The 25,780-nt window shown below is 67.1% G+C and carries 23 protein-coding genes; 12 read left to right on the forward strand and 11 right to left on the reverse strand.

Translation table 11 applies throughout. The annotated features are described in order from the left end of the window. Positions 1-3 precede the first annotated feature (3 nt). From MJ205_RS20785 to MJ205_RS20805, 5 genes are all read left to right on the forward strand, one after another. Positions 4-1,029, forward strand: coding sequence for an ABC transporter ATP-binding protein (locus tag MJ205_RS20785; RefSeq protein WP_239812812.1), 1,026 nt, complete (start codon positions 4-6; stop codon positions 1,027-1,029). Between the two features lie 70 nt (positions 1,030-1,099). Further along, on the forward strand, positions 1,100-2,668 hold the full coding sequence (locus MJ205_RS20790) for an ABC transporter substrate-binding protein (RefSeq protein ID WP_239810188.1): 1,569 nt from the start codon (positions 1,100-1,102) through the stop codon (positions 2,666-2,668). Next, positions 2,668-3,975, forward strand: a complete 1,308-nt coding sequence (locus MJ205_RS20795; RefSeq protein WP_239810189.1) for an acyl-CoA thioesterase/bile acid-CoA:amino acid N-acyltransferase family protein — start codon at positions 2,668-2,670, stop codon at positions 3,973-3,975. Before MJ205_RS20790 ends, MJ205_RS20795 begins: the two co-directional genes overlap by 1 nt. Before the next feature lie 14 nt (positions 3,976-3,989). After that, positions 3,990-4,508, forward strand: a complete 519-nt coding sequence (locus MJ205_RS20800; protein WP_239810190.1) for a CMD domain protein — start codon at positions 3,990-3,992, stop codon at positions 4,506-4,508. Next, a complete protein-coding gene (locus MJ205_RS20805; protein WP_239810191.1) occupies positions 4,505-5,116 on the forward strand; it encodes a peroxidase-related enzyme in 612 nt (203 codons plus the stop codon). Before MJ205_RS20800 ends, MJ205_RS20805 begins: the two co-directional genes overlap by 4 nt. A gap of 96 nt (positions 5,117-5,212) precedes the next feature. Here the strand turns inward: MJ205_RS20805 and MJ205_RS20810 are convergent, their stop codons facing one another. The 8 genes from MJ205_RS20810 to MJ205_RS20845 all read right to left on the reverse strand — a co-directional run bounded on the left by MJ205_RS20810 (position 5,213) and on the right by MJ205_RS20845 (position 13,363). Continuing rightward, positions 5,213-6,586, reverse strand: coding sequence for an LLM class flavin-dependent oxidoreductase (locus MJ205_RS20810; protein ID WP_256460946.1), 1,374 nt, complete (start codon positions 6,584-6,586; stop codon positions 5,213-5,215). Positions 6,587-6,617: 31 nt separating this feature from the next. Further along, positions 6,618-7,181: a carboxymuconolactone decarboxylase family protein gene (locus tag MJ205_RS20815; protein WP_239810192.1), complete on the reverse strand. Its 564-nt coding sequence runs from the start codon at positions 7,179-7,181 to the stop codon at positions 6,618-6,620. Further along, the gene (locus MJ205_RS20820) at positions 7,178-8,089 is read right to left on the reverse strand and encodes a branched-chain amino acid ABC transporter permease (protein WP_239810193.1); all 912 of its coding nucleotides are present in this window, start codon (positions 8,087-8,089) and stop codon (positions 7,178-7,180) included. The genes MJ205_RS20815 and MJ205_RS20820 overlap by 4 nt, the downstream gene beginning before the upstream one ends. Beyond that, a complete protein-coding gene (locus MJ205_RS20825) occupies positions 8,086-8,949 on the reverse strand; it encodes a branched-chain amino acid ABC transporter permease (RefSeq protein ID WP_239810194.1) in 864 nt (287 codons plus the stop codon). The genes MJ205_RS20820 and MJ205_RS20825 overlap by 4 nt, the downstream gene beginning before the upstream one ends. Continuing rightward, positions 8,949-9,671 (reverse strand): ABC transporter ATP-binding protein, encoded by a 723-nt coding sequence (locus MJ205_RS20830; RefSeq protein ID WP_239810195.1) that lies wholly within the window; start codon positions 9,669-9,671, stop codon positions 8,949-8,951. The genes MJ205_RS20825 and MJ205_RS20830 overlap by 1 nt, the downstream gene beginning before the upstream one ends. Further along, a complete protein-coding gene (locus MJ205_RS20835) occupies positions 9,668-10,444 on the reverse strand; it encodes an ABC transporter ATP-binding protein (RefSeq protein WP_239810196.1) in 777 nt (258 codons plus the stop codon). The genes MJ205_RS20830 and MJ205_RS20835 overlap by 4 nt, the downstream gene beginning before the upstream one ends. Next, a complete protein-coding gene (locus tag MJ205_RS20840) occupies positions 10,441-11,667 on the reverse strand; it encodes an ABC transporter substrate-binding protein (RefSeq protein ID WP_239810197.1) in 1,227 nt (408 codons plus the stop codon). Before MJ205_RS20840 ends, MJ205_RS20835 begins: the two co-directional genes overlap by 4 nt. Before the next feature lie 151 nt (positions 11,668-11,818). Then, entirely contained in the window at positions 11,819-13,363 is a 1,545-nt protein-coding gene (locus tag MJ205_RS20845; RefSeq protein ID WP_239810198.1) for a YifB family Mg chelatase-like AAA ATPase, read from the reverse strand. Positions 13,364-13,690: 327 nt separating this feature from the next. Here MJ205_RS20845 and MJ205_RS20850 point away from each other — a divergent pair, with 327 nt between their 5' ends. The 3 genes from MJ205_RS20850 to MJ205_RS20860 all read left to right on the forward strand — a co-directional run bounded on the left by MJ205_RS20850 (position 13,691) and on the right by MJ205_RS20860 (position 16,178). Continuing rightward, the gene (locus tag MJ205_RS20850) at positions 13,691-14,422 is read left to right on the forward strand and encodes a TorF family putative porin (protein WP_239812814.1); all 732 of its coding nucleotides are present in this window, start codon (positions 13,691-13,693) and stop codon (positions 14,420-14,422) included. Between the two features lie 43 nt (positions 14,423-14,465). Then, positions 14,466-14,804, forward strand: a complete 339-nt coding sequence (gene glnK, locus MJ205_RS20855) for a P-II family nitrogen regulator (protein ID WP_027010591.1) — start codon at positions 14,466-14,468, stop codon at positions 14,802-14,804. 66 nt (positions 14,805-14,870) lie between these two features. Further along, on the forward strand, positions 14,871-16,178 hold the full coding sequence (locus tag MJ205_RS20860; protein ID WP_239810199.1) for an ammonium transporter: 1,308 nt from the start codon (positions 14,871-14,873) through the stop codon (positions 16,176-16,178). Positions 16,179-16,289: 111 nt separating this feature from the next. Here the strand turns inward: MJ205_RS20860 and MJ205_RS20865 are convergent, their stop codons facing one another. Beyond that, positions 16,290-18,542 (reverse strand): aminotransferase class V-fold PLP-dependent enzyme, encoded by a 2,253-nt coding sequence (locus tag MJ205_RS20865; protein ID WP_239810200.1) that lies wholly within the window; start codon positions 18,540-18,542, stop codon positions 16,290-16,292. 100 nt (positions 18,543-18,642) lie between these two features. Between MJ205_RS20865 and MJ205_RS20870 the strand changes: the two genes are divergently transcribed. The 4 genes from MJ205_RS20870 to glcF all read left to right on the forward strand — a co-directional run bounded on the left by MJ205_RS20870 (position 18,643) and on the right by glcF (position 22,646). Beyond that, positions 18,643-19,104 (forward strand): Lrp/AsnC family transcriptional regulator, encoded by a 462-nt coding sequence (locus MJ205_RS20870; RefSeq protein ID WP_166656524.1) that lies wholly within the window; start codon positions 18,643-18,645, stop codon positions 19,102-19,104. 73 nt (positions 19,105-19,177) lie between these two features. Beyond that, positions 19,178-20,125 (forward strand): SMP-30/gluconolactonase/LRE family protein, encoded by a 948-nt coding sequence (locus MJ205_RS20875; RefSeq protein WP_239810201.1) that lies wholly within the window; start codon positions 19,178-19,180, stop codon positions 20,123-20,125. Positions 20,126-20,195: 70 nt separating this feature from the next. Beyond that, complete coding sequence (gene glcE, locus MJ205_RS20880; protein ID WP_239810202.1) at positions 20,196-21,347, forward strand: glycolate oxidase subunit GlcE; 1,152 nt, start codon at positions 20,196-20,198, stop codon at positions 21,345-21,347. Between the two features lie 33 nt (positions 21,348-21,380). Continuing rightward, the gene (gene glcF, locus MJ205_RS20885) at positions 21,381-22,646 is read left to right on the forward strand and encodes a glycolate oxidase subunit GlcF (protein WP_239810203.1); all 1,266 of its coding nucleotides are present in this window, start codon (positions 21,381-21,383) and stop codon (positions 22,644-22,646) included. 6 nt (positions 22,647-22,652) lie between these two features. Here glcF and MJ205_RS20890 read toward each other — a convergent pair whose 3' ends face one another. Beyond that, positions 22,653-24,134 carry a gamma-glutamyltransferase family protein gene (locus MJ205_RS20890; RefSeq protein WP_239810204.1) on the reverse strand — a complete coding sequence of 494 codons (1,482 nt, stop codon included), beginning with the start codon at positions 24,132-24,134 and terminating at the stop codon, positions 22,653-22,655. Between the two features lies 1 nt (position 24,135). Then, on the reverse strand, positions 24,136-25,674 hold the full coding sequence (locus tag MJ205_RS20895) for a hypothetical protein (RefSeq protein ID WP_239810205.1): 1,539 nt from the start codon (positions 25,672-25,674) through the stop codon (positions 24,136-24,138). Positions 25,675-25,780: the final 106 nt, after the last annotated feature.

A 25,780-nucleotide genomic window follows, 5' to 3' on the forward strand; every position in this document is an offset into this window, starting at 1 on the left:
GAGATGATGAACACCCCAGCGGACAGCGCAGCAGTCACCCCGGTCGTCGAGCTGCGCCAGGTCAGCAAGCGCTTTGGCGAGCACAAGCCCGGCCTGGGCGGCCGCCTGCTGCAAAGCCTGGGGCTGGAAAAGCCCCACCCGGTGACCCGTGCGGTCGACCAGGTCGATCTGCTGGTGCGCCCCGGTGAGGTGGTGGGCCTGGTGGGCGAATCCGGTTGCGGCAAGTCCACCCTGGGCCGCATGGCGGCCGGGTTGCTGCCGCCGTCCGATGGCGAAGTGCGCTTTTCCGGCAAACCGCTGGCCGCGCTGACGCCAGCCGAGCGCCATGCTGAGCGCCTGCGCATCCAGATGATCTTCCAGGACCCGTACGCCAGCTTGAACCCGCGCCTGCGCGTGGACGAGATCGTTGGCGAGGCGGCCCGCATCCATGGCCTGGTGGACCAGGCCGGTTTTGACGACTATGTCTGCGCGCAGATGGAGCGCGCCGGGCTCGACCCCGCGCTGCGCAGCCGCTACCCGCACCAGTTCAGCGGCGGCCAGCGCCAGCGCATCGGTATTGCCCGCGCACTGGCGGTGCAGCCGCACATGCTGGTCTGCGATGAGGCGGTGGCCGCGCTCGATGTGTCGATCCAGGCGCAGATCCTGAACCTGTTCATGGACCTGCGCGAGCAGCTGCACCTGACCTATCTGTTCATCAGCCATGACCTGGGCGTCGTCGAGCACATCTGCGACCGGGTGGTGGTGATGTACCTGGGCCGCGTGATCGAGACTGCGCCGGTCGAAGAGCTGTTTGCCCGGCCCAACCACCCCTACACCCAGGCCTTGCTGGCCGAGGTGCCCAACATGAACGCCCGCCACAAGACCTACTCGGCCATCCAGGGTGAAATCCCCAGCCCGCTGAACCCTCCCAGCGGCTGCCACTTCCATCCGCGATGTCCGCGTGCGATGCCGCGCTGCACGGTGGAGGCGCCCCAGCTCAAGGGCATTGCCATCCAGCACCAAAGCGCCTGCCATTTGAACGACGCCTGAACGCTCAGCTGAGCGCCGCCTTTTATCCGCATTCTTTGCACCGTTTTCACAGTTTCACCAGGAGTTCGCCATGAAACGCATCATCGTCTCTTCCCTCACCGCTGCCCTGATGGGCGCTGGCCTGGCTGCCCATGCGCAGACCTTGAACATCGGCTTTGCCGACCCGGTCTCGTCGATGGACCCCCAGCTCAACAACCACGCCGGCGACCGCTCGGTGGACCTGCACTTCTGGGACCTGCTGGTCCAGAACAACTACAACAAGCTGCAGCCTGGCCTGGCCGCCAGCTGGAAGAACCTGGACGCCAAGACCTGGGAGTTCAAGCTGCGCACCGATGTGAAATGGCAGGACGGCAAGGCCTTCAGCGCCGAAGACGTCATCTACTCCTACCAGCGCGCGCGCGCCGTGCCCGGCAGCGTGGCCACCTTTGCCGGCTACCTGCGTACCGTCGAATCGGTGACCGCCAAGGACCCGCACACGCTGATCATCAAGACCAATATCCCCAACCCCGATCTGCCGCTGAACCTGGCTTCGGTGCACATCGTCAGCAAGCATGTGGGCGAGAAATCGGCCACCGAAGACTACAACGCGGGCAAGGCCATGGTCGGCTCGGGCCCCTACAAATGGGTGTCCTACACGCCGGGCGACCGCGTGGTGATGCAGCGCAACGATGGCTACTGGGGTGACAAGCCGATCTGGGAGAAGGTCAACTACCGCTACATCAACAATGCCGCATCGCGCACCGCCGCGCTGCTGGCAGGCGATGTGGACGTGATCGACAAGGTCTCGGTCTCCGACCTGGCGCGGCTGAAGAACGCGCCCAACGTCACCGTCTACCCCTACGACGGCCTGCGCGTGATGCTGCTGCAACCGAGCTTCAACCCGGCGCCCAATGCCTTCATCACCGACAACGCCGGCAAGCCTTTGCCCAAGAACCCGCTGCTGGACCAGCGCGTGCGTGAGGCGCTGAACCTGGCGATCAACCGGGGCGCCATCGTGGACCGCATCCTGCAGGACGCGGCCACCGAGGCCAACCAGTGGATGCCCAAGAACACCTATGGCTACAACCCCGACATCAAGAACATTCCTTTTGATGCCGCCAAGGCCAAGAAGCTGCTGGCCGATGCCGGTTTCCCCGAAGGCTTCAAGCTGACCATGCATGTGCCCAACGACCGCTACCCGCAAGGCCCGGAAACGGCCCAGGTGGTGGCCCAGTTCTGGACCCGCATTGGCGTGAAGACCCAGGTGGAGGTGGTGCCATGGGCCGTGTACTCGGGCCGCGCCAACAAGAACGAATATGCGATGAGCATGCTCGCCTGGGGCAATGGCACCGGCGAGGCCAGCTATGCGCTGGTGAACGTGCTGGCCACGGTCGATGCCAAGAAGGGCCTGGGCGCTTCCAACTGGGGCCACTACAGCAACCCGGCGGTGGACAAGGCGCTGACCGAATCCACCGAAGAGTTCGACATGGCCAAGCGCGAGAGCATTCTGCGCCAGTCGGCCAAGGTGGTGTCCGATGATGTGGGCATCATCCCGCTGTTCCACTACCGCAATATCTGGGCCGCGAAGAAGGGCCTGAAGGTCACCCCGTTCAGCAGCGACCGCACCACCGCATCGATGGTGACCAAGGTGGCACCCTGATGGCCCAGCTGTCCATCACGGTTGACCAGGCGGACGCGCTGATCGATGTGGCACGCCACATCCGTATCGAAGGCGCCCAGCCCGGTGAGGCGGTAGAGATCCGTGCCGAGACCCCGCGCAGTGGTGTGCTGTGGCGCGCGCAGGCGCGCTTCATCGCCGATGCGCAGGGGACCGTGGATCTGAACCGCGATGCCCCCGTCTCCGGCAGCTATGCCGGGGTCGATGGCATGGGCCTGGTCTGGTCGCAAAGCCCGGTGCAATCCTCCAGCCGCGAGCTGTTCAACCAGCCGGTGACCGATGCGCTGGTAACGACCTTGCAGGCCAGTTCTGGCACTGCGCAGGCGCAGGCCCGCTTCAGCCAGCAGCTCGCTGCGCCCGGCGTGACCCGCCGCGAGGTGCGCGAGGACGGCCTGGTCGGCACCCTGTACCTGCCCGCCGGCCCCGGTCCGCACCCGGCGGTGATGATCGTCAATGGCTCGGGCGGCGGCATCAACGAGCCGCGCGCCGCGCTCTATGCATCGCACGGCTATGCGGCCTTTGCACTGGCGTATTTCAAGGCGCCGGGGCTGTCGCCCTACATCTCCAACACCCCGTTGGAGTATTTTGAAAAAGGCCTGCAATGGCTGCGCCGCACGGTGCAACCGGCGCATGACTTTGTCGCGCTCAGCGGCCAGTCGCGCGGCGGTGAGCTGGTGCTGCTGCTCGGGGCGACCTTTGCGCAGCAGGTATCGGCCGTGGTGGGCTATGTGCCCAGCGCGTTTGTGCACAGCGGCCAGAACGCCTGCGACCCGCAGGTGGGCCGCGAAGGCCCGACCTGGCTGCTGGACGGCCAGCCGCTGACCCACATCTGGGAAAACAACCGCACCGCCAGCTGGGCCCCGTTTGACGAAGGCCCATCGCCCCACCGCCATGAGCGCGCGATGCGCACAGCCTTGCTCGATGCCGAGGCCGTCGCGCGTGCGCGCATCCCGGTGGAGCGCATCCAGGGCCCGGTGATGCTGCTGTCGGCCACCGACGATGGCTCCTGGCCGTCAAGCGTGTATTCGCAGATGGTGCGCGACAAGCTGGCCGAGGTGCAGCACCCGCACGATGTGCAGTGGCTGGACTTCGAGCGCGCCGGCCACGCCATCCTGTTCCCCTATGTGCCGACCACGCAGCTGGTCTATGCGCACCCTGTCTCGGGCAAGGTCAGCACCGGCGGCGGCAACCCGGCCGACAACGCCCATGCCGATGCCGCGTCCTGGCAGGGCGTGCTGCAGTTTCTAGCACGTGCGGTGGCGGCCCATGCCGGCGCTGCAAAAACATAACCAAGGAGTCTTGCATGTCCACATCCCCCAGCGATGACCTGATCGACCGGCTGGTCGGTCTGGCACCGGGCAGCCGCACCTACGCGGCCCGCCACCAGCGTGAAAAGGTGGTGGCTGCCACCCAGGGCAGCTACCAGGCCATGTTTGACCCGGCGCTGCCGGGCATCAACCTGGCCGAGCGCCTGCTGGTCGCGCTCTATGCCTGCCGCCTGACCCCCGCCCCCGAGCTGGTTGCCCACTACCGCGAACGCTTGCAGCAGCTGCCGGTGGATGCCGCACTGATCGCCGTGGCCGAGACCGGCCAACCCCAGGATGCGCAAGACCCGCGCCTGGCGGCCATGCTGGCCTTTACCCGCACCCTGATCGAGAACCCGATCGACGGCGACAAGGCCGCGCTGGAAACCCTGCCAGCCGCAGGCATCAGCACGCCAGCCGTCGTGGCGCTGTCGCAGCTGATCGCGTTTCTTTCGTACCAGGTCCGCCTTGTGGCCGGCCTGCAAGCCATGAAAGCATCCGAGGAGGCCACCGCATGAGCACGCCCGCCGCATTCCAACCCGCCCAGGTCATCCGCGCCCACGGCTTCACCAACGAATCGCTGGAGTGGAAGGCCTGGCTCGATGTGGTCCAGCTCGACCAGGCCACGCCCGACCAGATGGCCGTGCTGGAGGAGAGCCACCCCAAGGCCAAGACCTCGGACTACTACCTGTTCCTGGTGCACCAGCCGCAGATCCTGCGCGAGCGCTCCACGGCCTTCAACGCCATCATGTATGCGCCCGGCGGCCTCTCGCGTGCCGAGCGCGAGCTGGGCTCCACGGTGGTATCGCGCATCAACGGCTGCGTCTACTGCGCCTCGGTGCATGCGCAGCGCTTCGAGCAGCTGGCCAAGCGCAGCGACACCATTGCCCAGGTGTTCGAGCAGCCTGCCACCGCCGGCACCACCGCGCGTGAAAAGGCCATCGTGCAGTTCTCGATCAAGATCACCGAGCAGCCCGCCGCCATCAATGCCGCCGACATCGACGCGCTCAAGGCCGAGGGCCTGAACGACGGCGAGGTGCTGGACCTGCTGCATTCGGACGCCATCTTTGCCTGGGCCAACCGCCTGATGCTGAACCTGGGCGAGCCGCTGATGCCGGAAGCCTGAAGCGGCTTAGTGCGCTGATATGCCATCCCCCATCGCTCTTTGCCGGGCGATGGGGGTTGTTTTTTGGGATAGTTGAGGTAAGCGCCCGCTGGAACATCAGCGCCGGTAAGCAGCCCCCGGGTGGCTGGCCGGCAGCAGCTGGCCCCCTGCCGGAAAAAGCTTTTCGCGCAAGGACCCTTCCGCATAGCGCGTCTTGAACATGCCCCGGTTTTGCAGCTCGGGGATCAGCAGGTCGACGATGGCGTCCAGGCTCTCGGGCATGACGGTGCGCACGAGGTTGAAGCCATCGACATCGCTCTCGGCGACCCAGTGGGCCATCTGGTCGGCGACATCGGCCGGCGAGCCGATGAAGACCGGCGCCCGCGCACCGACCGGGCTGAAATCGAGCAGATCGCGCACCTTGGGCGGCTGTGGCGTGTTGCGGGTCAGGTGCTCCACGGTGGACTGGATGGCATTGGTTTTCGCGAAGGGCAGCACATCGTCCAGGCCGAGCCGGGACAGGTCCATGCCGGTCCAGCCCGAGACCAGCGCCAGCTGGCCGGCGCTGTCCAGGTAGCGGCGGTACTCGTCGCGCAGGTCCTGGGCTTCGGCGTTGGTGGGCGCAACAATCACGGTGGCGCCCAGCAGGGTGAGCAGATCGTAGGGATCGCGGCCGGCGTCGCGGGCCGAATCGCGCAGCGCCTTAACCGACTTGGCGGCCGCCGCAGGTGTGGGGCCATTGATAAAGCAGGCCTCGGCATGGCGGCCGGCAAACTGCTGGCCGCGCGCGGAGCTGCCGGCCTGGTACAGCAACGGTGTGCGCTGGGGCGAGGGCTCGGCCAGCGCCCGGCCATGCACGCGGTAGTAGGGGCCGTCGTGCGCTACCGCATGCACGCGCTCGGGGTGGCTGAACACGCCGCTGATCTTGTCGCGCACGGCAGCGCCGGCCTCCCAGCTGCCTTCCCAGAGCTGGTAGATCGCGGCCATGAAGTCTTCGGCCACCTCGTAGCGCTCGTCATGGTCGCGCAGGCTGTCGCGCCCCAGGCCGCGTGCGCCGCTCTCCAGGTAGCCGGTGACGATGTTCCAGCCCAGGCGGCCATGGGTCAGGTGGTCCAGGGTGCTGAAGCGCCGCGCAAAGGAGAAGGGGTGGTCGTTGCTCAGGCTCGATGTCACGCCAAAGCCGATGTGCTCGGTCACCAGCGCCATCGCCGAGATGAGCATCGTCGGGTCCAGCTGCGGGGACTGGGCACCGGCCGCCAGGGCCGCATCGGCGCTGCCTGCGTAGACGTCGTAGATGCCGAACACATCGGCAATGAAGATGCCGTCGAGCAGGCCCCGCTCTGCGGTGCGGGCCATGTCCGCCCAGTAGCGCAACTGGTGGTATTGCGCCTGGTTGTCGCGCGGGTGCTTCCACAGGCCCGCCCAGTTGTGGGAGGGCGCAGCCATCTGGAAGGTGTTGAGGCGCAGTTCACGCCGGGGCTGTCTGCTCATGCGATGGGATCCGTCACGGTGCTTCCGGTGCTCAGGCCTGTGCGGCGGTTTCGCTGGCTGCCGGGCTGGCCAGGGGCGCGGTCTGCACTTGCAGGATGTCGTTGAAGCGGTTGAAGGCGCCGCACAGCGCGGTGCGCCAGGTCAGCTCGACAATCTGCGCTTCGCTGAAGTGCTGGTGCAGGCGCACAAAGATCTCGTCGCGCGTCTGGCTCCAGTTCCGGGTCACCGCGATCGCGTACTCCACCACCAGGCGGTCCACCTCGTTCAGCTCGGGGTGGTTGGCGTAGTCCAGCAGCGTTCGCACGCCGTCCGCCGACAGGCCTTCGACCTGCAGCTTGGGGCCGTGGTGGTCGATGCAGTACTCGCATTCGTTGAGCAGCGAGACGGTGACGATGGCCAGCTCGGTGTAGCGCTTGGGCAGCACCGCCTCCTGGCCCAGCTGCAGCAACAGCGCCCAGGTCTGCGAGAAGATCGGCAGGCGCTGCGCCATGACGCCGGCCTGGTCGGCAAAATCGCCAGCGGCCAGCATGCGGTCCCACAGCGGTTGCTCTGCAGCGGGCAGGTCGTCGCGGGATTTGCGGGTGATTCGGGTCATGGTGAGGTTCCTTGAGAGCGGGGGCCCAGCCGGTATTCCGGCAGCAAGCCATTGGGTTTGAAGATCAGCATCGCCAGCAGCAGCACGCCGACCAGCGACAGGCGGATAGCGGCCAGCTGCGCGCCATCGAGCCAGGGGATGACGCCGGCCAGCATGCGGCTGCCCTCGAGCAGCAGGATCACCGTGAAGCCGGCAACCAGCACGCCGGCATGGCTGCCGCGCCCGCCCAGGATCACCGCCATGAAGGCATAGGCGGTCAGGATGGTGGTGAACTGGGTCGGGTCGATATAGGTGTAGTAGAACGCGTGCAGGCTGCCGGCAATGCCCAGGATGGCGCCGCCCAGCGCAAAGCTGCGCGCCCGCACCCAGAGCACGTTCTTGCCCAGTGCCTCGGCCACGCCCGCGTCCTCGCGCGTGGCACGCAGCAGGCGGCCGAAGGGCGAGCGCGCCAGGCGCTGCAGCACCACAAACACCAGCGCCAGCCAGACCAGGCAGAAGCCCAGAAAGAACAGGTCCCGCCAGGCTGTGGGCACCAGGTCGGCAAACGGCCGCACGATGTTGGGGATGCCCAGGGTGCCCCGGGTCAGCCACTCCTCGTAGCTGATGAAGAGCCGCAGCGATTCGGCAAAGCCCAGCGTGACGATGGCCAGGTAGTCCTCGCTCAGCCGCACCGAGATCAGGCTGACCAGCGCACTGGCCGCTGCCGTCAGCAGCAGCGCCAGCAGCATGGCGGTGAGAGGCGGCACACCCTGCATCTCCAGCAGGCTGCAGGCATAGGCGCCCAGCATGTAAAAGCCGAACAGGCCAAAATTGACCAGGCCGCCCAGGCCCCATTGCAGGTTCAGCGCCAGGCCCGACAAGGTGGCAATGACCACCAGCACCAGGGTTGCAATCAGATAGCTTGTCATTTGCGCACCCACTTGGCGCCAAACAGGCCGTGCGGCCGCAGCAGCAGCAACAAGGCCATGACCACAAAGGCCACCACCGTGCGGTAGTGGGGCGCCAGGAACAGGGTGGCCAGCTCTTCGGTCACCCCCAGCAGCAGCGCGCCGGCTACTGCCGCCATCGGGCTGCCGATGCCGCCCAGGATGGCGGCGGTGAAGACCGGCAGCAGGTAGTTCCAACCCATCTGCGGGTCCACATTCGAATCCAGGCCGATCAGCACGCCCGACAAGGTCGCCATCGCGGCGGCCAGCGCCCAGACGGCGGCCGTCACCTTTTTGCGCGAGATCCCGCGCACATCCGCCAGATCGGGGTTGTCGGCCACCGCCTGCATTGCCCGGCCCAGGCGCGTGAAGCGGAACACCAGACACACCAGCGCCAGCGCTGCCAGCACGCAGGCCAGGGTGATGAGCTGCTCTTGGTTGACGCGCAGACCGAGCAGACGCGCGGGCCGGGCGATCTCGACACCAAAGCCGCGCGGCGCATTGCCGGCGACCAGGCGCACCAGGTTCTCCAGCACCAGGCCCAGGCCGATCGAGGCCACCAGCAAGGTGACGCCCGAGCGCCCACGCAGCGGCGCAAACACCAGCCTGTCGAGCAGCAGCGCCAGCGCAATGCTGAGGGCCATGCCGGCAGCCACTGCCAGCGGCAAGGGCCAGTTCAGCGGGCCGTTGAAGGCATAGACCAGGTAGGCGCCGGTGGTCACCATCGCACCAATGGCGTAGTTGGCAAAGCGCAGCACGCTGAAAATCAAGGCCAGCGACAGCGCCGGCAACGCAATGAGCAGGCCCGAGACCAGGCCGTTGAAGATGAGCTGCGCCAGCATCAGTGCGCCCCCAGATAAAGACTTTGAAGTTGGCCGTTGGCCAGCAGCTCCTGGCTGGGCGCGCGCGCCCGTACCTGGCCAGCGACCAGCACCAGGCCCTGGTCCGCAGCGGCCAGACCCAGGCGGGTGTTCTGCTCGATCATGAACAGGGTGACGCCGGTTTGCGCCACGCGCTGCACCACCTCAAACAGGCGCGATGCATTCAACGGCGACAGACCTGCCGAGGGCTCGTCGAGCGCCAGCAGCCGGGGCGATGGCATCAGCGCCGCGCCCATGGCCACCATCTGCCGCTGGCCGCCGCTGAGCAAGCCGGCCGCCACGTTCAGCTTGGGAACGATCTCGGGAAACAGCGCCAGCACCGCATCGAGCCGCTGGCGCAAGGCCTTGGCGCCACCGCTGGCGATGAACTCATGGCCGAGCTTGAGGTTGTCCAGCACCGAGAGGTTGCGGAACACATTGGCCTCCTGCGGCACATAGCCCAGCCCCAGGCGCGCACGGCCTGGTGCATCAATGGCGGTGATGTCGCGGCCATCCCAGAGCACGCGGCCCGATTGCGGGCGGATCAGCCCGGTGACCACGCGCATCAAGGTGGATTTGCCCGAGCCGTTGGGGCCAACGACCACCAGGCTGGAGCCGGGTGCGACATCCAGGCTCACGCCATGCAGCACGGCGCGCGCGCCGTAGCCGGCCACGATGTTGTCCAGACGGAGCTCGGCGCTCATGCCACACCTCCGAGGTAGGCTTCGACCACCTGCGCATCGGCAGAGACCTGCGCAAAGCTGCCCTGGGTCAGCACCTTGCCCTGCGCCAGCACATACACCGGGTCGCAGAGGGCGGCAATCATGTCCATGTTGTGTTCCACGATGGCAAAGCTCATGCCCTCGGCCTGCAGGCTGCGGATAAAGTCCGCAATCTCGCCGACCAGCACCGGGTTGACACCGGCTGCCGGCTCATCGAGCAGCACCAGCCGGGGCTTGAGCATCAGCGCGCGGCAGAGCTCCAGCAGTTTCTTCTGGCCGCCCGAGAGGCTGTCGGCCCGCTCATGCGCCAGGCGCCACAGGCCCACGCGCTCCAGCAAGGCCTGGGCCTGCGCCATCGCCTGGGCTTCATGCTGGCGCGCAGCAGCGGTGTTCAGCAGCGCATGCCAGAGCTTTTCTCCGGGCTGCCGGGGGGCGGCGAGCAGCAGGTTCTCCAGCACGGTGAGCGCGCCCATCTCGCGCGAGATCTGAAAGGTACGGGTAAGCCCGGCCTGGGCGCGGCGGTGCACGGACCAGTGCGTGATGTCCTGCCCGTCGAACAGCACCCGGCCGCCCTGGTGCGCCTGCTGGCCGCCCAGCACATTGAACAACGTGGACTTGCCCGCGCCATTGGGCCCCACCATGCCGGTGATGCCCCCGCGCGCAATGCGCAGGTGGGCACCGTCGAGGGCGGTGAATTCGCCAAAACCTACATGAACATCCTGAACCGTGAGCAGATCGTCTGTCTGCAGGCTCATTTGGTGGTGCCCACCAGCTTGCTCACGCCATTGAGCACGCGGTAGTGGCCATAGTCCAGGTCCACCTGGTCGCCATTGGGCGCAAAGCGGAAGTCCGCCGTCGCGCCGGAGTAGCGGAAAGGCTTGCCTGCGCGGATCAGTTGCAGGCCCTGCACGGGGTCGTGCACATCGGGGCCCTTGGTGTTGACCACGTTGGCGATTTCCTTGCTGAAGTCGGCTGCCTTGGCACTCTTGGCCTTTTCGATCGCCAGCGCCAGCACATTGATCTCGTCGAACACATTGGCGCCAAACGCGACGATGGTGCCTTCGGGCTGCTGGGTCTGCTTCAGGTAGAGCTGGTAGCTGGCGTTGTTGCCCACCGGCGTGGCCTGCACGTGGTTCACGCCCTCTGCGGCGGCCTTGCCCACGTTCTGCACAAACTTGCCGCCGCTGTCGGCCGCATGGCTGAAGGTGTAGAGCTTGCTTTCGTAGCCGCTGCGGTAAATCTCGCGCACGATGGCGCTGAACTCGGGGATATAGCTGGGCAGGAAGACCGCATCGGGCTTCTTGCTGAAGATCTTCTCCACCTCGGCCCGGTACGAGGGCTGGTTGGGGTTGAAGTAGAGGGTGTCGAGCACCTTGCCGCCCTGCTGCGTAAAGCGGTCGGCAAAGGGCTTGACGGTGCTGAGCGTGAAGGGCGTCTGCAGCACCAGGATGGAGGCCGTCCTGGCGCCATCCTTGTAGGCCACATTGGCAAAGGCCTGGCCCCAGTTCTTGCCATTGGTCTGGAAGCGCCAGACCAGGCCCTTGTTGTCACCTTCGGTCAGCTCATCGGCCGAACCCACCGGCAGCAAGGCCACGCTCTTCTCCAGCGCGACCGGGCGCACGGCCAGCGCCACGGCGCTGCTCCACACGCCGGTGATGGCCACCACGCCGTCCACATCGATCAGCTTGCGCGCGGCCGAGACACCGGCCGTCGGCGTGGTCTCGTCATCGGCGACGACGATCTCCAACGGCCGGCCCAGCACACCGCCATGGGCATTGATATGGGCAGCGGCGGCCTTGGCCGCCGTTTCCTCTTCCTTGCCATAGGCACCGCCCGATCCGGTCAGCGGCGCCAGCAAGCCGATACGGATGGGAGCGCCACTGGGGGCGCTGGCTGCACCTGCAGCACTGGCACCGGCCACCACACACAGCGAGGCCACCGCCACGCCCAAGACTCGCCACTGGCCCAATTTGCTCACACCCATATCCGCTTTCAAAAACCCGCCGGCCGCAGCAGGGCTGCGCGGCGCAAAAGGGGGGATTGTGCGAAGGCAGCGTTGCGGGAGGAACTAATTTTTCTGACTTAGCAAACGCGTTTTCTGCATAAGGCCCGGCACGCAGCAGCGCTGGCTACATGCCGTTGGTGCCCAGCAGCGCCCGCCGGTACTGCACCGCTTCGGCCACATGGGCCGGGCTGATGGTCTCCGACTGCGCCAGGTCGGCGATCGAGCGGGCCACGCGCAGGCTGCGGTGGATGCCGCGAGCGGACCAGGCCAGCTGGGCTGCGGCGGTTTGCAGCAGCTGCAGGGCGGCGGGCTCGGCCTGGCAGTGGGCATCGAGCGCCTGGCCTTGCAGCTGCTGGTTGAGCATGCCCTGGCGCCGCAGTGAGCGGGCGCGGGCCGCAGTCACCCGCTCGCGGATGGCGGCGGTCGATTCGCCGGCCGGGGCGGTCAGCAGTTCGTCGGCGGGCAGGGGGCTGACTTCCAGGTGCAGGTCGATGCGGTCGAGCAAGGGGCCGCTGATGCGGGCCTGGTAGCGGCTGACCTGGTCGGGTGAGCAGCGGCAGGCGCGCTGGCGCGAGCCCCGAAAGCCGCAGGGGCAGGGGTTCATCGCGGCGATCAGCTGAAATCGGGCGGGAAAGGTGGCCTGCTGCGCGGCGCGGGCAATGCTGATCTGGCCGGTCTCCAGCGGCTCGCGCAGTGCTTCGAGCGCGCTGCGGGGGAACTCCGGTAGCTCATCGAGGAACAGCACGCCGCAATGGGCCAGCGATATCGCACCGGGCCGGGGCGGGCTGCCGCCGCCCACCAGGGCCACGGCGCTGGCGGTGTGGTGGGGCGCCATCGTGGTGCGCTGGCCCCAGCTGCGGGCATCAAAGGCGCCGACCAGGCTGTGCACGGCGGCGTTCTCCAGGGCCTCGGCCACGCTCAGCGCAGGCAGCAGGCCGGCAAAGCGCTGGGCCAGCATCGATTTGCCAGCGCCCGGTGCGCCCAGCATCAGCAGGTTGTGGCCGCCGCAGGCGGCGATCTCCAGCACCCGCTTGCTGGCGGTCTGGCCTTTGACGTCGGCCATGTCGGCGCCGGGCGCCTCGGGCGGCCGGTTCTGGGCGGGCATGCGCTGCCACTGGCTGGGGGCTGCATCGGGCTCGGCGCTGGCGGCCTGCGGCGCAAAGTGCTGCACCACGTCCATCAGGTGGCTGGCGCGGTAGACCTCGGCATCGGGCACCAGCGCCGCATCTTCTGCACTGCCCGGGGGCAGCACCTGGCGCACATGCTGGCCGCGCTGGTGCAGATCCATGCTCGCGGCCAGCGCCCCGCGCACGGGCCGCAGTGCGCCGGACAGCGACAGCTCGCCGGCAAACTCGTAGTGCTGGAGCCGGTCTGCATCGATGGCGCCGCTGGCCGCCAGAATGCCGACCGCGATGGCCAGGTCATAGCGGCCCGATTCCTTGGGCAGGTCGGCCGGGGCCAGGTTGACGGTGATGCGCTTGTTGTGCGGGAACTCCAGTCCGCTGTTCTGCAGCGCCGAGCGCACGCGCTCGCGGGCCTCTTTCACTTCCAGATCGGCCAGGCCGACCAAGGTGAAGCTGGGCAGGCCATTGGCCAGATGGACTTCGACGCTGACGGAGTGGCCGGTAAGCCCGACTAGGGCCCGGCTGTGCACCACGGCGAGACTCATGGGCTGGCTTCCTTGTGGTTGTGCACCGTTTTGGTGCATTGTGAAGCACCTCTTGGAGGCACGGCTGCAGCCAGCATCGCAAAAGTCGGTTTTCGGGACAAGGGGCGCCAGCCCGCAGCGGCAGCGCCGCTGGCACCCAGCCTGCGCCGTTTGCCCCGCACAGCCCGGTGGCGGCTGAGAACGTAAGCATTTGCAAAAAAACATAGCGGGCGGCGCTTGTCTGGTGCGCACAACGCGCGGGGTGGTGCCAGGTTTGGCACGCTCTGTGCATTGTGCTTGCCACCAACGGATGGGTCGAATTCATCAACAAGGAGTGTGGCAATGGCGATGAGCAACAGAGGCTGGATGGTGGTGGCGGGTGCAGCGTTCCTGGCGCTGCCGGTGGTGGCGAGCGCGCAGCTGACCGCCAACGTGAGCGTGACCACGAACTACAAGTTCCGCGGTCAGGACCAGAAGTCCTCTAGTGCCAAGTGGGTCAAGCCTGCACTCCAGGGAGGGGTCGACTACGCCTTTGGCGACAGCGGCTTTTATGTGGGTAACTGGAACTCCACCGTCGACTGGCTCGACAACAACAAGGTGGAGATGGATTTCTACGGTGGCTACAAGTTCAAGGCCGCCGATGTGGATTGGGACCTGGGTCTGCTGACCTATGTCTATCCCGGCAACACGCTGGGCAACACCACCGAACTGTACGGCTCGGGCACCTACGGCCCGGTGACCGTGAAGTACTCGCACACCGTATCGAAGGATTACTTTGGCTGGGCCGGCACCAAGTACGACAGTACGTACAAGGGCCGCAACACCGGCTACCTGAATGTGGCGTTTGCGCAGGAAGTGGCGCCCAAAACCACGTTGAAGCTGGCCGTGGGCTACACCCGCTTTTCCAGCGACATCAAGGACCTGGGCGTGCCCAACTACCTGGACTACAGCGTGGGCGGTGCCTATGACCTGGGTGACGGTTTCTCGCTGAGTGCCGCCTGGGTGGGTGCCAACAAGACAGGCGCCTTCGGCTTTGTGAACAAGGGTCGTGCGATCGTGTCGCTGACCAAGGCTTTTTGATGCAGCGCCGCTGCAATAAGTGACGACAGGAGAACCTATGAACATGAAACTGGTAGTGGCGGTGATCAAGCCCTTCAAGCTCGATGAAGTGCGTGAGGCGCTGTCCGATATTGGGGTGCAAGGCATCACGGTGAGCGAGGTCAAGGGCTTTGGGCGTCAGAAGGGCCATACCGAGCTGTACCGAGGCGCCGAGTACGTGGTGGATTTCCTGCCCAAGGTGAAGCTGGAGATCGCGGTGGCCGAGGACCTGGTGGACCGGGTGATCGAGGCCATCGAGAACGCCGCGCGCACCGGCAAGATCGGCGACGGCAAGATCTTTGTCTCCCCGCTGGAGCAGGTGGTGCGTATCCGTACCGGCGAAACCGGCCCGAACGCAATCTAAAAAAGCAGCGCTCCGCGCTGGCAAGGCGCGCGCTACAAGCCAATTTATCTTGAAGGTGTGAACAACATGAGACGACTACTTTCCTTGGCAGGGCTGGCGGCGGTGGCACTGGCCACTGCGGGCAACGCGGCTGCGGCTGATGCGGCAGCTCCCGTTCTGAGCGCGGGCGATACCGCCTGGATCATGACCTCGACCATGCTGGTGATCCTGATGGTCATCCCGGGTCTGGCGCTGTTCTACGGCGGTCTGGTGCGCAGCAAGAACATGCTGTCGGTGCTGGCCCAGGTGTTCACGATCTTTTCGCTGATCACCGTGCTGTGGACCATCTACGGCTACTCGCTGACCTTCTCCGGCGAAGGCAACTTCTTTGGCGACTTCGGCAAGGTGTTCCTGATGGGCATCACCCCGGATACGCTCTCGGGTGCGATGGCCACTGTGCCTGAGTATGTGTTCGTCTCGTTCCAGGCCACGTTCGCCGCCATCACCGTGGCGCTGATCGTTGGTGCCTTTGCCGAGCGCATCAAGTTTGCTGCCGTGATGATCTTTGCGGTGCTGTGGTTCACGTTGAGCTACCTGCCGATTGCCCACATGGTCTGGGGCGGTGGTCTGCTGGGCAAGGATGGCGCGCTGGACTTTGCCGGCGGCACCGTCGTGCACATCAACGCCGGTGTGGCCGGTCTGGTGGGCTCCTATGTGCTGGGCAAGCGCCTGGGCTTTGGCCGCGAAGCGCTGGCGCCCCACAACCTGACTCTGACCATGGTGGGCGCATCGCTGCTGTGGGTGGGCTGGTTCGGCTTCAACGCCGGCTCGGCAGGTGCTGCCAACGGTATTGCCGGTCTGGCCTTCATCAATACCATCGTGGCCACCGGCGCAGCTTGCGTGAGCTGGTTGGTCTGCGAAACCCTGCACAAGGGCAAGCCTTCGATGCTGGGTGCCGCTTCGGGTGCCGTCGGTGGCCTGGTGGTCATCACCCCGGCAGCCGGTTTTGTCGGCCCCATGGGTGCCATCGTGATGGGTCTGCTCGCTGGCGCTCTGTGCCTGTGGGGTGTGTCCGGTCTCAAGCGCCTGCTCAAGGTCGATGACACCTGCGACGTCTTCGGTGTGCACGGCGTGGGCGGTATCCTGGGTGCCATCCTGACCGGTGTGTTCTGCGCCTCCAGCCTGGGTGGTGTCGAGCCGGAAGGCTACAACATGGCCCACCAGATCTGGGTGCAGACCAAGGGCGTGCTGATCACCATCGTGTGGTCTGCGGTGGCCGCGTGGATCTCGTACAAGGTGGCAGGTCTGCTGACCGGTGGCCTGCGGGTGACGGAAGAGGCCGAACGTGAAGGCCTGGACATCACCTCCCACGGCGAAGCGGCCTACGGACGTTGATTCTTGCGGATACTCCTTGGGAGGCCGGACGGGTGTACAACCCGGCCGGCCTTTTTTTGTGCGCCGCGCTGGCGCTCAGAACCTGTCTACGATTTGCTCCTGAAACACGGCTTAGACCGATGCCGGGGCACGCTCTGGCCACAGCGCCAGGCCACCGGCCACGCTGAAGGCCTGGTGGTGGCCCAGCCGGCGCAATGCATGGGCCGCCTGGGCACTTCGGTTGCCGCTGCGGCAGTAAAACACCACGGGGGTATCGGCCGGCAAGGCCAGCCACTGCGGCAGTGCATTGAGCAGGCCTGACAGCGGCACAGCCTGGCTGCTGGCGCCCTCGTCCATGCCCGGCGCCTGGCCCAGTTGCTGCTCATAGGGCTCGCGCACATCCACCAGCAGCGCGGCGCTGCCGGCCTGCTGCAGTGCCTGCGCACGGGCCGCGGGCAGTTCCACACATGCGGCGGGCGTGGCCGCCTCCACGCGGGCGCCGCAGGCCATCGTTTGGTAGGCGGTGGGGGCCAGGTCCTGCTCCAGTGCAGCCTTGGCAGCGGCAAAGGCGGCGGCATCCAGCTGGCCCTGCAGCACGCCAGCCAGCAGCGGCTGGGCAGCAGCCTCGACGGCCAGGGTGCAGGCAAAGCGGTGGTCGTAGTCATGGCCGGGCAGCAGCAGGGTCTGCGGGCCCACGGTCTCCGCCAGCAGGCGCAGGCTGTCCGCATAGGCGAGCGGCGCGCTCTGCGCAAAATCGCTGCGGCCCAGCGCGCCAGGCAGCACGGTATCGCCGACCAGCGCCAACTGCAGCTGCGCGCCTTCATGCAGCAGATAGGCGGTGGAGTCGGCCGTGTGGCCGGGCAGCGCCAGCCGGCTCAGGCGGTAGGCGCCCAGGTCGATCTGCGTGGCGCCTTGGGGCCAGCCCAGCGCAGCCACCGCGCCAGCGGCCTGCAGCGCAGCGGGCACGGCCGCGCGCAGCTCGGCCGCCGATGAGGCATGGTCGCCATGGCTGTGGGTGTCCAGCACGGCGGCCAGGGTGAAGCCCCGGCAGCGCAGCCATTGCGCCAGGCGCCCAACCAGCTCGGGCAGCGGATCGACCACCACGCAGCGCTGGCTGGCGGCATCGGCCAGCAGGTAGCAGCAGGCGCCATCGACGACAAAGCGCGTCAGCAGCGGGGCAGCACCGTGGGCGGTGTCTTCAGGCGCTTCCACCAGGCAGTTGGCGCGCAGTGCGGCGCCGCAGGCGCGGATGCGCTGGCAGGCCTCGGCGATCATCACGGCCGAATCGGCAGCGCCAAAGGACATGCGCACCGCAGCGGCCGTCTGCCAGGCGGGCAGGCCCATGGCTTCGAGCACATAGCTGGGCTGAGCCTTGCTGGCGCTGCAGGCGGAGCCGCCGCTGACCCGCAGGCCGGCGGCATCAAACAGATCGAGCAGCAGCTTGGCGCTGAGGCCCGGCACGGAGAAGTTCAACGTGGTGGGCAGGCACAGCGCGGGCGGGGCGTTGAACACCAGACCGGCAAAGGCATCGCGCAGCGCCGCTTCCAGCTGGCTGCGGTGGGCGGCCATCGTGGCGGCGTTGGCAAAGCTGCTGCCGTCCTGCAGCGCGCGCAGCACCGCGCCGAGCGCGGCAATGCCAGCCATGTTTTCGGTACCGGCGCGCAGCGCGCCTTCCTGGCCACCGCCGGCCAGCAGCGGGGTAAAGGGCGCGCCCTCGCGCACATAGAGCATGCCTACGCCCTTGGGCGCATAGAGCTTGTGGCCGGAAAACGGTGCGTAGTCGATGCCGCGCTCCACCGGTTGGAGCGCCAGCTTGCCCAGCGCCTGCACGCCATCGACCAGCCACAGCGCCGGGCTGCCGCGCAGCGCATCGGCAATGCCATCGAGGTCGCTGACCACGCCGGTTTCGTTGTTCGCGGCCATCGTGCACACCAAGCCGGCCGAGGGGGCCTGCGTGCGCAGCCAGGCCAGGTCATGGCGGCCATCGATGCCCACGGGGATGGCGGTGACAGGCAGGTGCAGGCCGAGCACGGCATTCCAGTGCTTGAGGGCCTCGGGCACGGCCTTGTGTTCGGTCGCGCCGTAGAGCAGCTGCATGGGGCTGCTGTCGCCTGCCTCACGGCGCTGGCGCAGCGCGCTCAGCGCGGACAGCACGGCCGTCTGGATGCCCTCGGTCGCGCCGCTGGTGAACAGCAGCTGGCCGCTGGGCACCTCCAGCACCTGGCGTGCGGCAGCGCGCGCCTCGTCGAGCACCGCACGGGCCTTGAGGCCGCTGCCATGGATGCTGCTGGGGTTGCCATAGGCATTGGCCATGACCGCCAGGGCGGCGGCGCGGGCCTGGGGAAGGACAGGGGTGGTGGCGTTGGCGTCGAGGTAGATTTCCATGCCCACATTGTCGAGGCCGGGCCAGGGAATACAGCCGCAAAATTCGCCAGGTATTGGACAATATTAGATTCTTATTCTAAAAACCTCTTAAAAAATGAAACTGGATTCCATTGACCGCAAACTGCTGGAGTTGCTGCAGGCCGATGCGGAGACCCAGGTCGCCGAACTGGCGGCCCAGGTCGGGCTGTCGGCCACGCCCTGCTGGCGCCGTATCCAGCGGCTCAAGGAGGCCGGGGTCATCAAGCGCCAGGTGGCACTGGTGGACCGCGACAAGGTCAATGTGGGCGTGACTGTGTTTGTCGCGGTGCGCACCAGCACGCACAGCCAGGAATGGTTTGAGCGCTTTCGCGCTGCGGTGGCCGCTATTGCCGAGGTGGTGGAGTTCTACCGCATGAGCGGTGAGGTGGACTACCTGCTGCGCGTGGTGGTGCCCGATATCGCCGCCTACGACAAGGTCTACAAGCGCCTGATTGCCGATACCCAGTTGCTGGATGTGTCGTCCAGCTTTGCGATGGAGGAGCTGAAGTTCACCACCGCGTTGCCGCTGTCCTATATTCCATAGCCCGTCTTGCGGCAAGCCGGTGGCACAGATAATGCTTAGGGTTTTCCATGCAATTTTTTATCAAAGGAACGCCATGATCTGGCATACCGTGGTCAGCCAGCCCTTTGCGTTGGGGGAGTCTCCTTTCTGGCAAGCCAGCGGTGGTGTTCTCTATGGCGTTGATGTGGCTGGCAAGCAGCTGTGGCGCACGATGCCCGGATCGGGCTATATGGACCGCTGGGACATGCCTGCCGAGCCCGGCTGCATGGCACCGGCCCGCAGCGGCGGCGCGCTGGACGGCTGGATCGTCGTGCTGCGCGACCGCATCTGCCGCGCCACCCACTGGGGCGGTACCTTGCACGACATCGCGCGCCTGCCGATCGACCCCGCCACCGAGCGCGGCAACGATGGCCGCTGTGATGCCCAGGGCCGCTTCTGGGTGGGCACCATCCACGAGCCGGCCAGCGGCCCGCGCGAGCCGGTAGCAGCGCTCTACTGCATCGATGGCCTGACAGGCACCACGACGGTGCGCAAGGTGCTCGATGGCGTCTCCAACGCCAATGGCCTGGCCTGGTCGCCCGACCGCCGCACGATGTACTGGGCCGATACCCCCAGCCACACGATCAAGAAATTTGCCTGCGACGTGAGCGGCTATCCGCAAGGCGAGGGCGAGGTCTTCATCCGTTTTGACAGCAAGCCCGAGGGCTGGACACCGGGCGAGCCCGGCTACGGCGGCCGGCCCGATGGCGCCGCTGTCGACGTCGAAGGCAACTACTGGTGCGCGATGTATGAGGGCGGACGCGTGCTGCAGATATCCCCGCAGGGCCGCATCCTCGCCAACCACTACACCCCGGCGCTGTGCCCCACGATGCCCTGCTTTGGCGGCAGCGATGGCCGCACCCTGTACGTCACCTCCGCCCGCCACGGCCGCAGCCGCGACGAGCTGGCCCAGCTGCCGCTGTCAGGCTGCGTGTTCGCGATGCGCGTCGGCGTAGCCGGCCTGCCGACCCAGCCTTGGCGGGAAATCGGGCATGGGTTCTGAGAACCTGCGCAAAGTCCCCCATCTAACTTGAGCGCCGTACGCCGGGCGCAACTGTCGCTACCATGGCGCCATGGACCAAGCTGTGGCTGCCTCTCTTCCCCCCACCGTGCTCGACTGGCAGGAGCGCGTTCGATCCGCCCATGCCCACAAGACGCCGCTGCGCATCCGGGGCGGTGGCAGCAAGGATTTTTATGGTGCACGCCTGGGCGGCGAGGTGTTCGATACTCGCAGCTATAGCGGCATCATCAGCTACGAGCCCAGTGAGCTGGTCGTGACCGTGCGGTCCGGCACGCCGCTGGCGGCGCTGGAGCAGAGCTTGGCCGAATGCGGCCAGTGCCTGGCTTTTGACCCGCCGCATTTTGGCCCCGGCGCCACGGTCGGCGGCATGGTGGCGGCGGGCCTGTCCGGCCCCTCGCGGGCAGCAGTCGGCGCCGTGCGCGACTACATCCTGGGCCTGGAGCTGATCAATGGCCAGGGCGAGCTGCTGCGCTTTGGCGGCCAGGTGATGAAGAACGTCGCGGGCTATGACGTGTCGCGCCTGATGGCCGGTGCCTGGGGCACCCTGGGCCTGCTGACCGACATCAGCCTCAAGGTGCTGCCGATGCAGCGCGCGCAGGCCACCCTGTACTACGAATGCACAGCGCAGCAGGCGCTGGACAAACTCTCGGCCTGGCGCGCCAAGCCGCTGCCCATCAATGCCAGCCTGTGGCAGCAATCCGGCGAGGGCGAGCAAGGCCATCTGCTGGTGCGGCTGCGCGGTGCGGTCGCGGCGGTGCAGTCGGCCCTGGATGGCATGGGTGGCACGATGCTGGACCACGGCCAGGCAGATGCCGCCTGGCTGGCCTGCCGCGAGCAGCAACTGCCCTGGTTCAGCGCTATGGACCCGAGCCATGCGCTGTGGCGCCTGTCGCTGCCGGCCACCACGCCGGTGCTGCCCTGCACCGAAGCAGGCCTGCAGCCGCTGATGGAATGGGGCGGCGCACTGCGCTGGGTACAGGCCCCCATGCAGCATGCCCAGGCCTTGCAGGCGCTGGCCGCCAGTGTGGGCGGCAGCGCCGTGTGTTTCCGGCCCGGCCCCCAGGTGGGCCTGGCCGCATCCGATGATTTTGGTTTCACGCCCGCCTCGCCCGCGCTGCGCCAGGTGCAGCAGCGGCTCAAGCAGGCGTTCGACCCCCATGGCATCTTCAATCCCGGCCGCCTGGGCGACTGGGCGTTGAGCTAAGCTGAGCTCAGCTAATCGAGGCACCCCTGCACCATGCAAACCCAATTAGCCCCCGAATTCAAAGACACCCCCGAAGGCCAGGAGGCCGAGGCCATTCTGCGCAAGTGCGTGCATTGCGGCTTTTGCACCGCCACCTGCCCCACCTACCAGCTGCTGGGCGATGAGCTCGACGGCCCGCGCGGCCGCATCTACCTGATCAAGCAGGTGCTCGAAGGGCAGGAGCCCACCCGCAAGACCCAGACCCACCTGGACCGCTGCCTGACCTGCCGCAACTGCGAATCGACCTGCCCCAGCGGCGTGCAGTACGGCAAGCTGCTCGACATTGGCCGCCACATGGTCGACCAGAAGGTGGAGCGCCCGGCGGCCGAGCGCCTGCAGCGCTGGGCGCTGCGCAAGGGCATGGTGTCCAAGGCCTTTGGACCGGCGCTGGCGCTGGGGCGGCTGGCCCGCCCGGTGCTGCCGGCAGCGCTCAAGGCCAAGCTGGCGCGCGTACCGCGTGCCGGCAAGTGGCCCACACGCAGCCATGCGCGCAAGGTGCTGATGCTGGCCGGCTGCGTGCAGCCGGTGATGCTGCCCAATATCAATGCGGCCGCTGCGCGGGTGCTCGATGCCGTGGGCATCCAGACCTTGGTGACGCCAGCCGCCGCCTGCTGCGGCGCAGTGCAGCAGCACCTGAGCGACCCGCAGGGCGCGCTGGCCCAGGCGCGCGCCAATATCGATGCCTGGTGGCCGCATGTCGAGAGCCAGCAGGTCGAGGCCATTGTGACCACGGCCTCGGGTTGCGGCGTGATGGTGAAGGACTACGGCCATCTGCTGCGCCATGACCCGGCCTATGCCGCACGGGCCGCTGCGATTGCTGCGCTGGCGCGTGACTTGTGCGAGCTGCTGCCCGACATGCTGCCCGAGCTGGAGCAGCGCCTGCAGGGCCAGCTGAACCTGCCCGAGGCCCCATTGGCCTACCACCCGCCCTGCACCTTGCAGCATGGCCAGAAGCTGCGCGGCGGGGTGGAGACCAGCCTGCGCCGCCTGGGTTTTGACATCCGCGTCTCGCGCGTGGAATCGCACCTGTGCTGCGGCTCGGCCGGCACCTATTCGCTGCTGCAGCCCGAGATTGCGCACCAGCTGCGCGACCGCAAGATCGGCACCCTGAACCAGGCCTGCAGCGATGCGCCACCCGCCGCGATCCTGTCGGCCAATATCGGCTGCATCTCGCATCTGCAGTCGGGCACCGATGTGCCGGTGCGCCACTGGATCGAGGTGATCGACGACGCGCTGGCGCCTGCCAAGGCCCCGCGCTGAAGCGGCTCAGACGGCCAGCGCCAGGCCGTCCTTGCGGTGGTCGGATGCGCCGCAGAGCTGGCCATCGGCCAGGCGCCAGATGCACTGCGCGCCACCAAAGTCGCTGCGCCCGCCCAGCTCACCTTCGCCGCTCGGCTCGCGGTAGCCCTGGGCCCGCAGCGCAGCGGTAATCGCAGGCGGCATGCCTGCCTCCACCGCCAGCACGCGGCCGCCTTCCAGGCGCCAGCGCGGCTGGTTCATGGCGGGCTGCGGCGCCTCGCCGCCGGCCAGCATGCGGCACAGCAGCTGCACCTGGCCTTGGGGTTGCATCGCGCCGCCCACCACGCCAAACACGCCGAGGAATTGGCCATCGCGCGTGGCAGCGCCCGGCACTACCGTGTGGTAGGGGCGTTTGCCCGGCGCCGGTCCGTTGATATGGCCGGGCTGCGAAAAACCATGGCCCCGGTTCTGCAGCACAAAGCCGCCCTCGGCCACACCAATGCCCGAGCCAAAGCGCTTGAACACGCTGCTCATCAGGCTGATGGCCAGGCCGTCGCCATCCACCACGGTGGTGCAGACGGTATTGCCGGCCGGGTCGGCCACGGTCTGCTGGGCATGGGCCATCGCTGCCTCCATTGCCTGCACCAGCGCGACCTGGGTGGCCGCGCTGGCCATATCGATGGCCTGGTCCTGCATGGCGGCCAGTGCATGGAGCACGGCCACGCCATGGGTATTGGGCGGGCATTCGTAGATGGTGGCGCCGCGAAACGAGGTGCTCACCGGCGTGCAGAAGTTGCCCTGGTGGGCGCTGAAATCTGCAGCGGCCAACACGCCGCCGGCTGCCTGCACCGCAGCGGCGCAGGCAGCGGGAATGGCGCCGGCATAGAAGGCCTGCGGCCCCTGCGCAGCTACGGCCTGCAGCAGGCGGCCCAGAGCGGGGTTGTCAAAGTGCTCGCCCGCACGGGGCGGCGCATCGGCGCGGTACAGCGCGGCGCTGGCGGCATCGCGGGCTATCACCGGTTGGAACAGCGCCCATTCACGTGCAGCGACCGGGGCCACCGCAAAGCCCTGGCTGGCGGCCTGCACGGCCGCATCGAACAGCTGCGCCCACGGGCGTTGGCCAAAGCGCTGGTGCAGATCCCACCAGCCTTGCACCACGCCGGGCGTGGTGACCGACAGCGGATGGCGCTCGGGGATGCGGCGTTGGGGCAGGGCCTCGACCAGATCGGCTGTCAAAGCCTGCGGCGCACGCCCGGTGCCGTTGTAGGCCAGCGGTGCCTGGCCGGGCGGCACCAGCATTGCCAGCAGGTCGCCGCCCACACCGGTGGCCATCGGCTCGACGACGCCCAGCACCGCATCGGCAGCAATCGCGGCATCGACGGCCGAGCCGCCTTGCTGCAGCTGGGCCTGCGCGGCCGCCGCAGCCAGCGGGTGGCCGGTGGCCACCATCGCGCCCCGGCCCAGTACGCCTGCTGCGCCTGGCTCGTCCTGGCGGTGCTGCGGCACCATCTCAACCACCCCAGAGTGCGACGGCGGTGAAAACGGCCGCCAGCAGGCCCAGCACCACCGGAATCAGCAGCGCGCGGGCCAGCTCCAGCACATTCACCCGCGCAAAGCCTGCCACCGCGATCAGCGAGGACCACGCAATCAGGGTGCCACCGCCGGTCCATACCGCGCCCATCTGGCCCAGCGCAGCCAGTGCCGACACATCCATGCCGGAGGCCGGGCCCAGCGCGCCGGACAAGGTGCCGGTCAGCGGCAGGCCGGCAAAGCCCGAACCGTCAATGCCGGTGATCATGCCCATCAGCAGCACACCAAAGGACACCAGCAGCTGGCTGTCGGGAATCAGGTGCTGGCTGGCCTTGACCAGCTCGAACAGCAGATCGGGCACCGGCTGGCCGGCGGCAATGCCCAGGATGGGACCGGCGGTCTCATGCGAGCCGATGAAGAAGAAGCCGGCAATTGGCAGCACCGCGCCCATGGCCTTGAACGCGAAGACGAAGCCATCGGTGATGTGGTCCGCCGCGCCGTCGAGCATCTTGCGAAAGCCGCGCGCTGCCGTAGTGGCCCAGATCATCAGCAGCGCAGCCACGCCGCCGATCAGCATGGCCGCGTCGCCGCCCTTGAGCTCGGGCACGCTGGTGGTGAACTTGGGCGCCACCATCACCAGAATCACCACCAGAAAGGCCAATGGCGTGACCACGGCAAACAGCCTGGAGGCCGAGGCCAGCGGTTGGGTCTTGCGCAACTCGGCTTCCAGCTCGGAGTTGGTGCCCAGGTCGTTTTCGTGGGCCGTGCCCTTGGCAATCTCGGCCTTGTCAAAGGCGCCAGCGCCCTCGATCTGCGCGCTGATGCCGGCGGGGTTGAGTTCCCAGCGCTCCAGCAGCGCGTTGTCACTGGGCACGATGAGCTTGCGCACCTTGAAGTACGACAGGAACAGCGCAATCATGCCGACCACCCAGGACAGCAGCAGTGCCTTGTCCGCCACCGCCACAGCGCTGATGCCGCCGGCGGCCTTGGCGCTGATGCCTGGTGCCACGCCAATCACATAGTCCGACGACAGCGCCATGCCCTGACCGGCAATCGCGATGGCCATCGCTCCTGCGATGGGCGGCAGGCCCGCTGCAATCGCTGCCGGCAGCAGCACGGCCGCCACCAGTGGCACCGCAGGCGTGGGCCAGAAGAACAGCGAGATCAGGTAGGTGACCAGCGCCAGGATGAAATAGGCCATGTGGCCGTTTTTCATCACCGCGCGAAAGGGCTTGACCATGCGGATGTCCGAGCCCAGGTCCTTGAGCGCATTGAGCAAGGCCGTCATCAGCGCAATGATCAGAAAGATGTTGAACAACTCCTTGGCGGCCACCATGCTGGCACTGAATATGCTTCCAATGCCGGTGATGAAGCTGCCGCTCCAGGCGAGGGCCACGACGACGGTGGCCAGTATCGATGGCACCACCACATTGGCACGGAAGGCCATGGTCAAGATGATGACCAGCACCCCGGCGAGGTAGGCCCAGTGCGCGGGGCCTATAGAGACTGACGGATCCATCGTGGCTACTCCTTGGTATGTTGATACAGCCAATTTGTATACTAAATACAATGAATCAAAAAATCATCAGGGAATACCAGAAATATTGCGTCGCAGCATGCGATAA

The sequence above is a fragment of the Comamonas sp. B21-038 genome (assembly GCF_022387135.1).
GTDB classification, from domain to species: Bacteria; Pseudomonadota; Gammaproteobacteria; order Burkholderiales; family Burkholderiaceae_C; genus Comamonas; species Comamonas sediminis.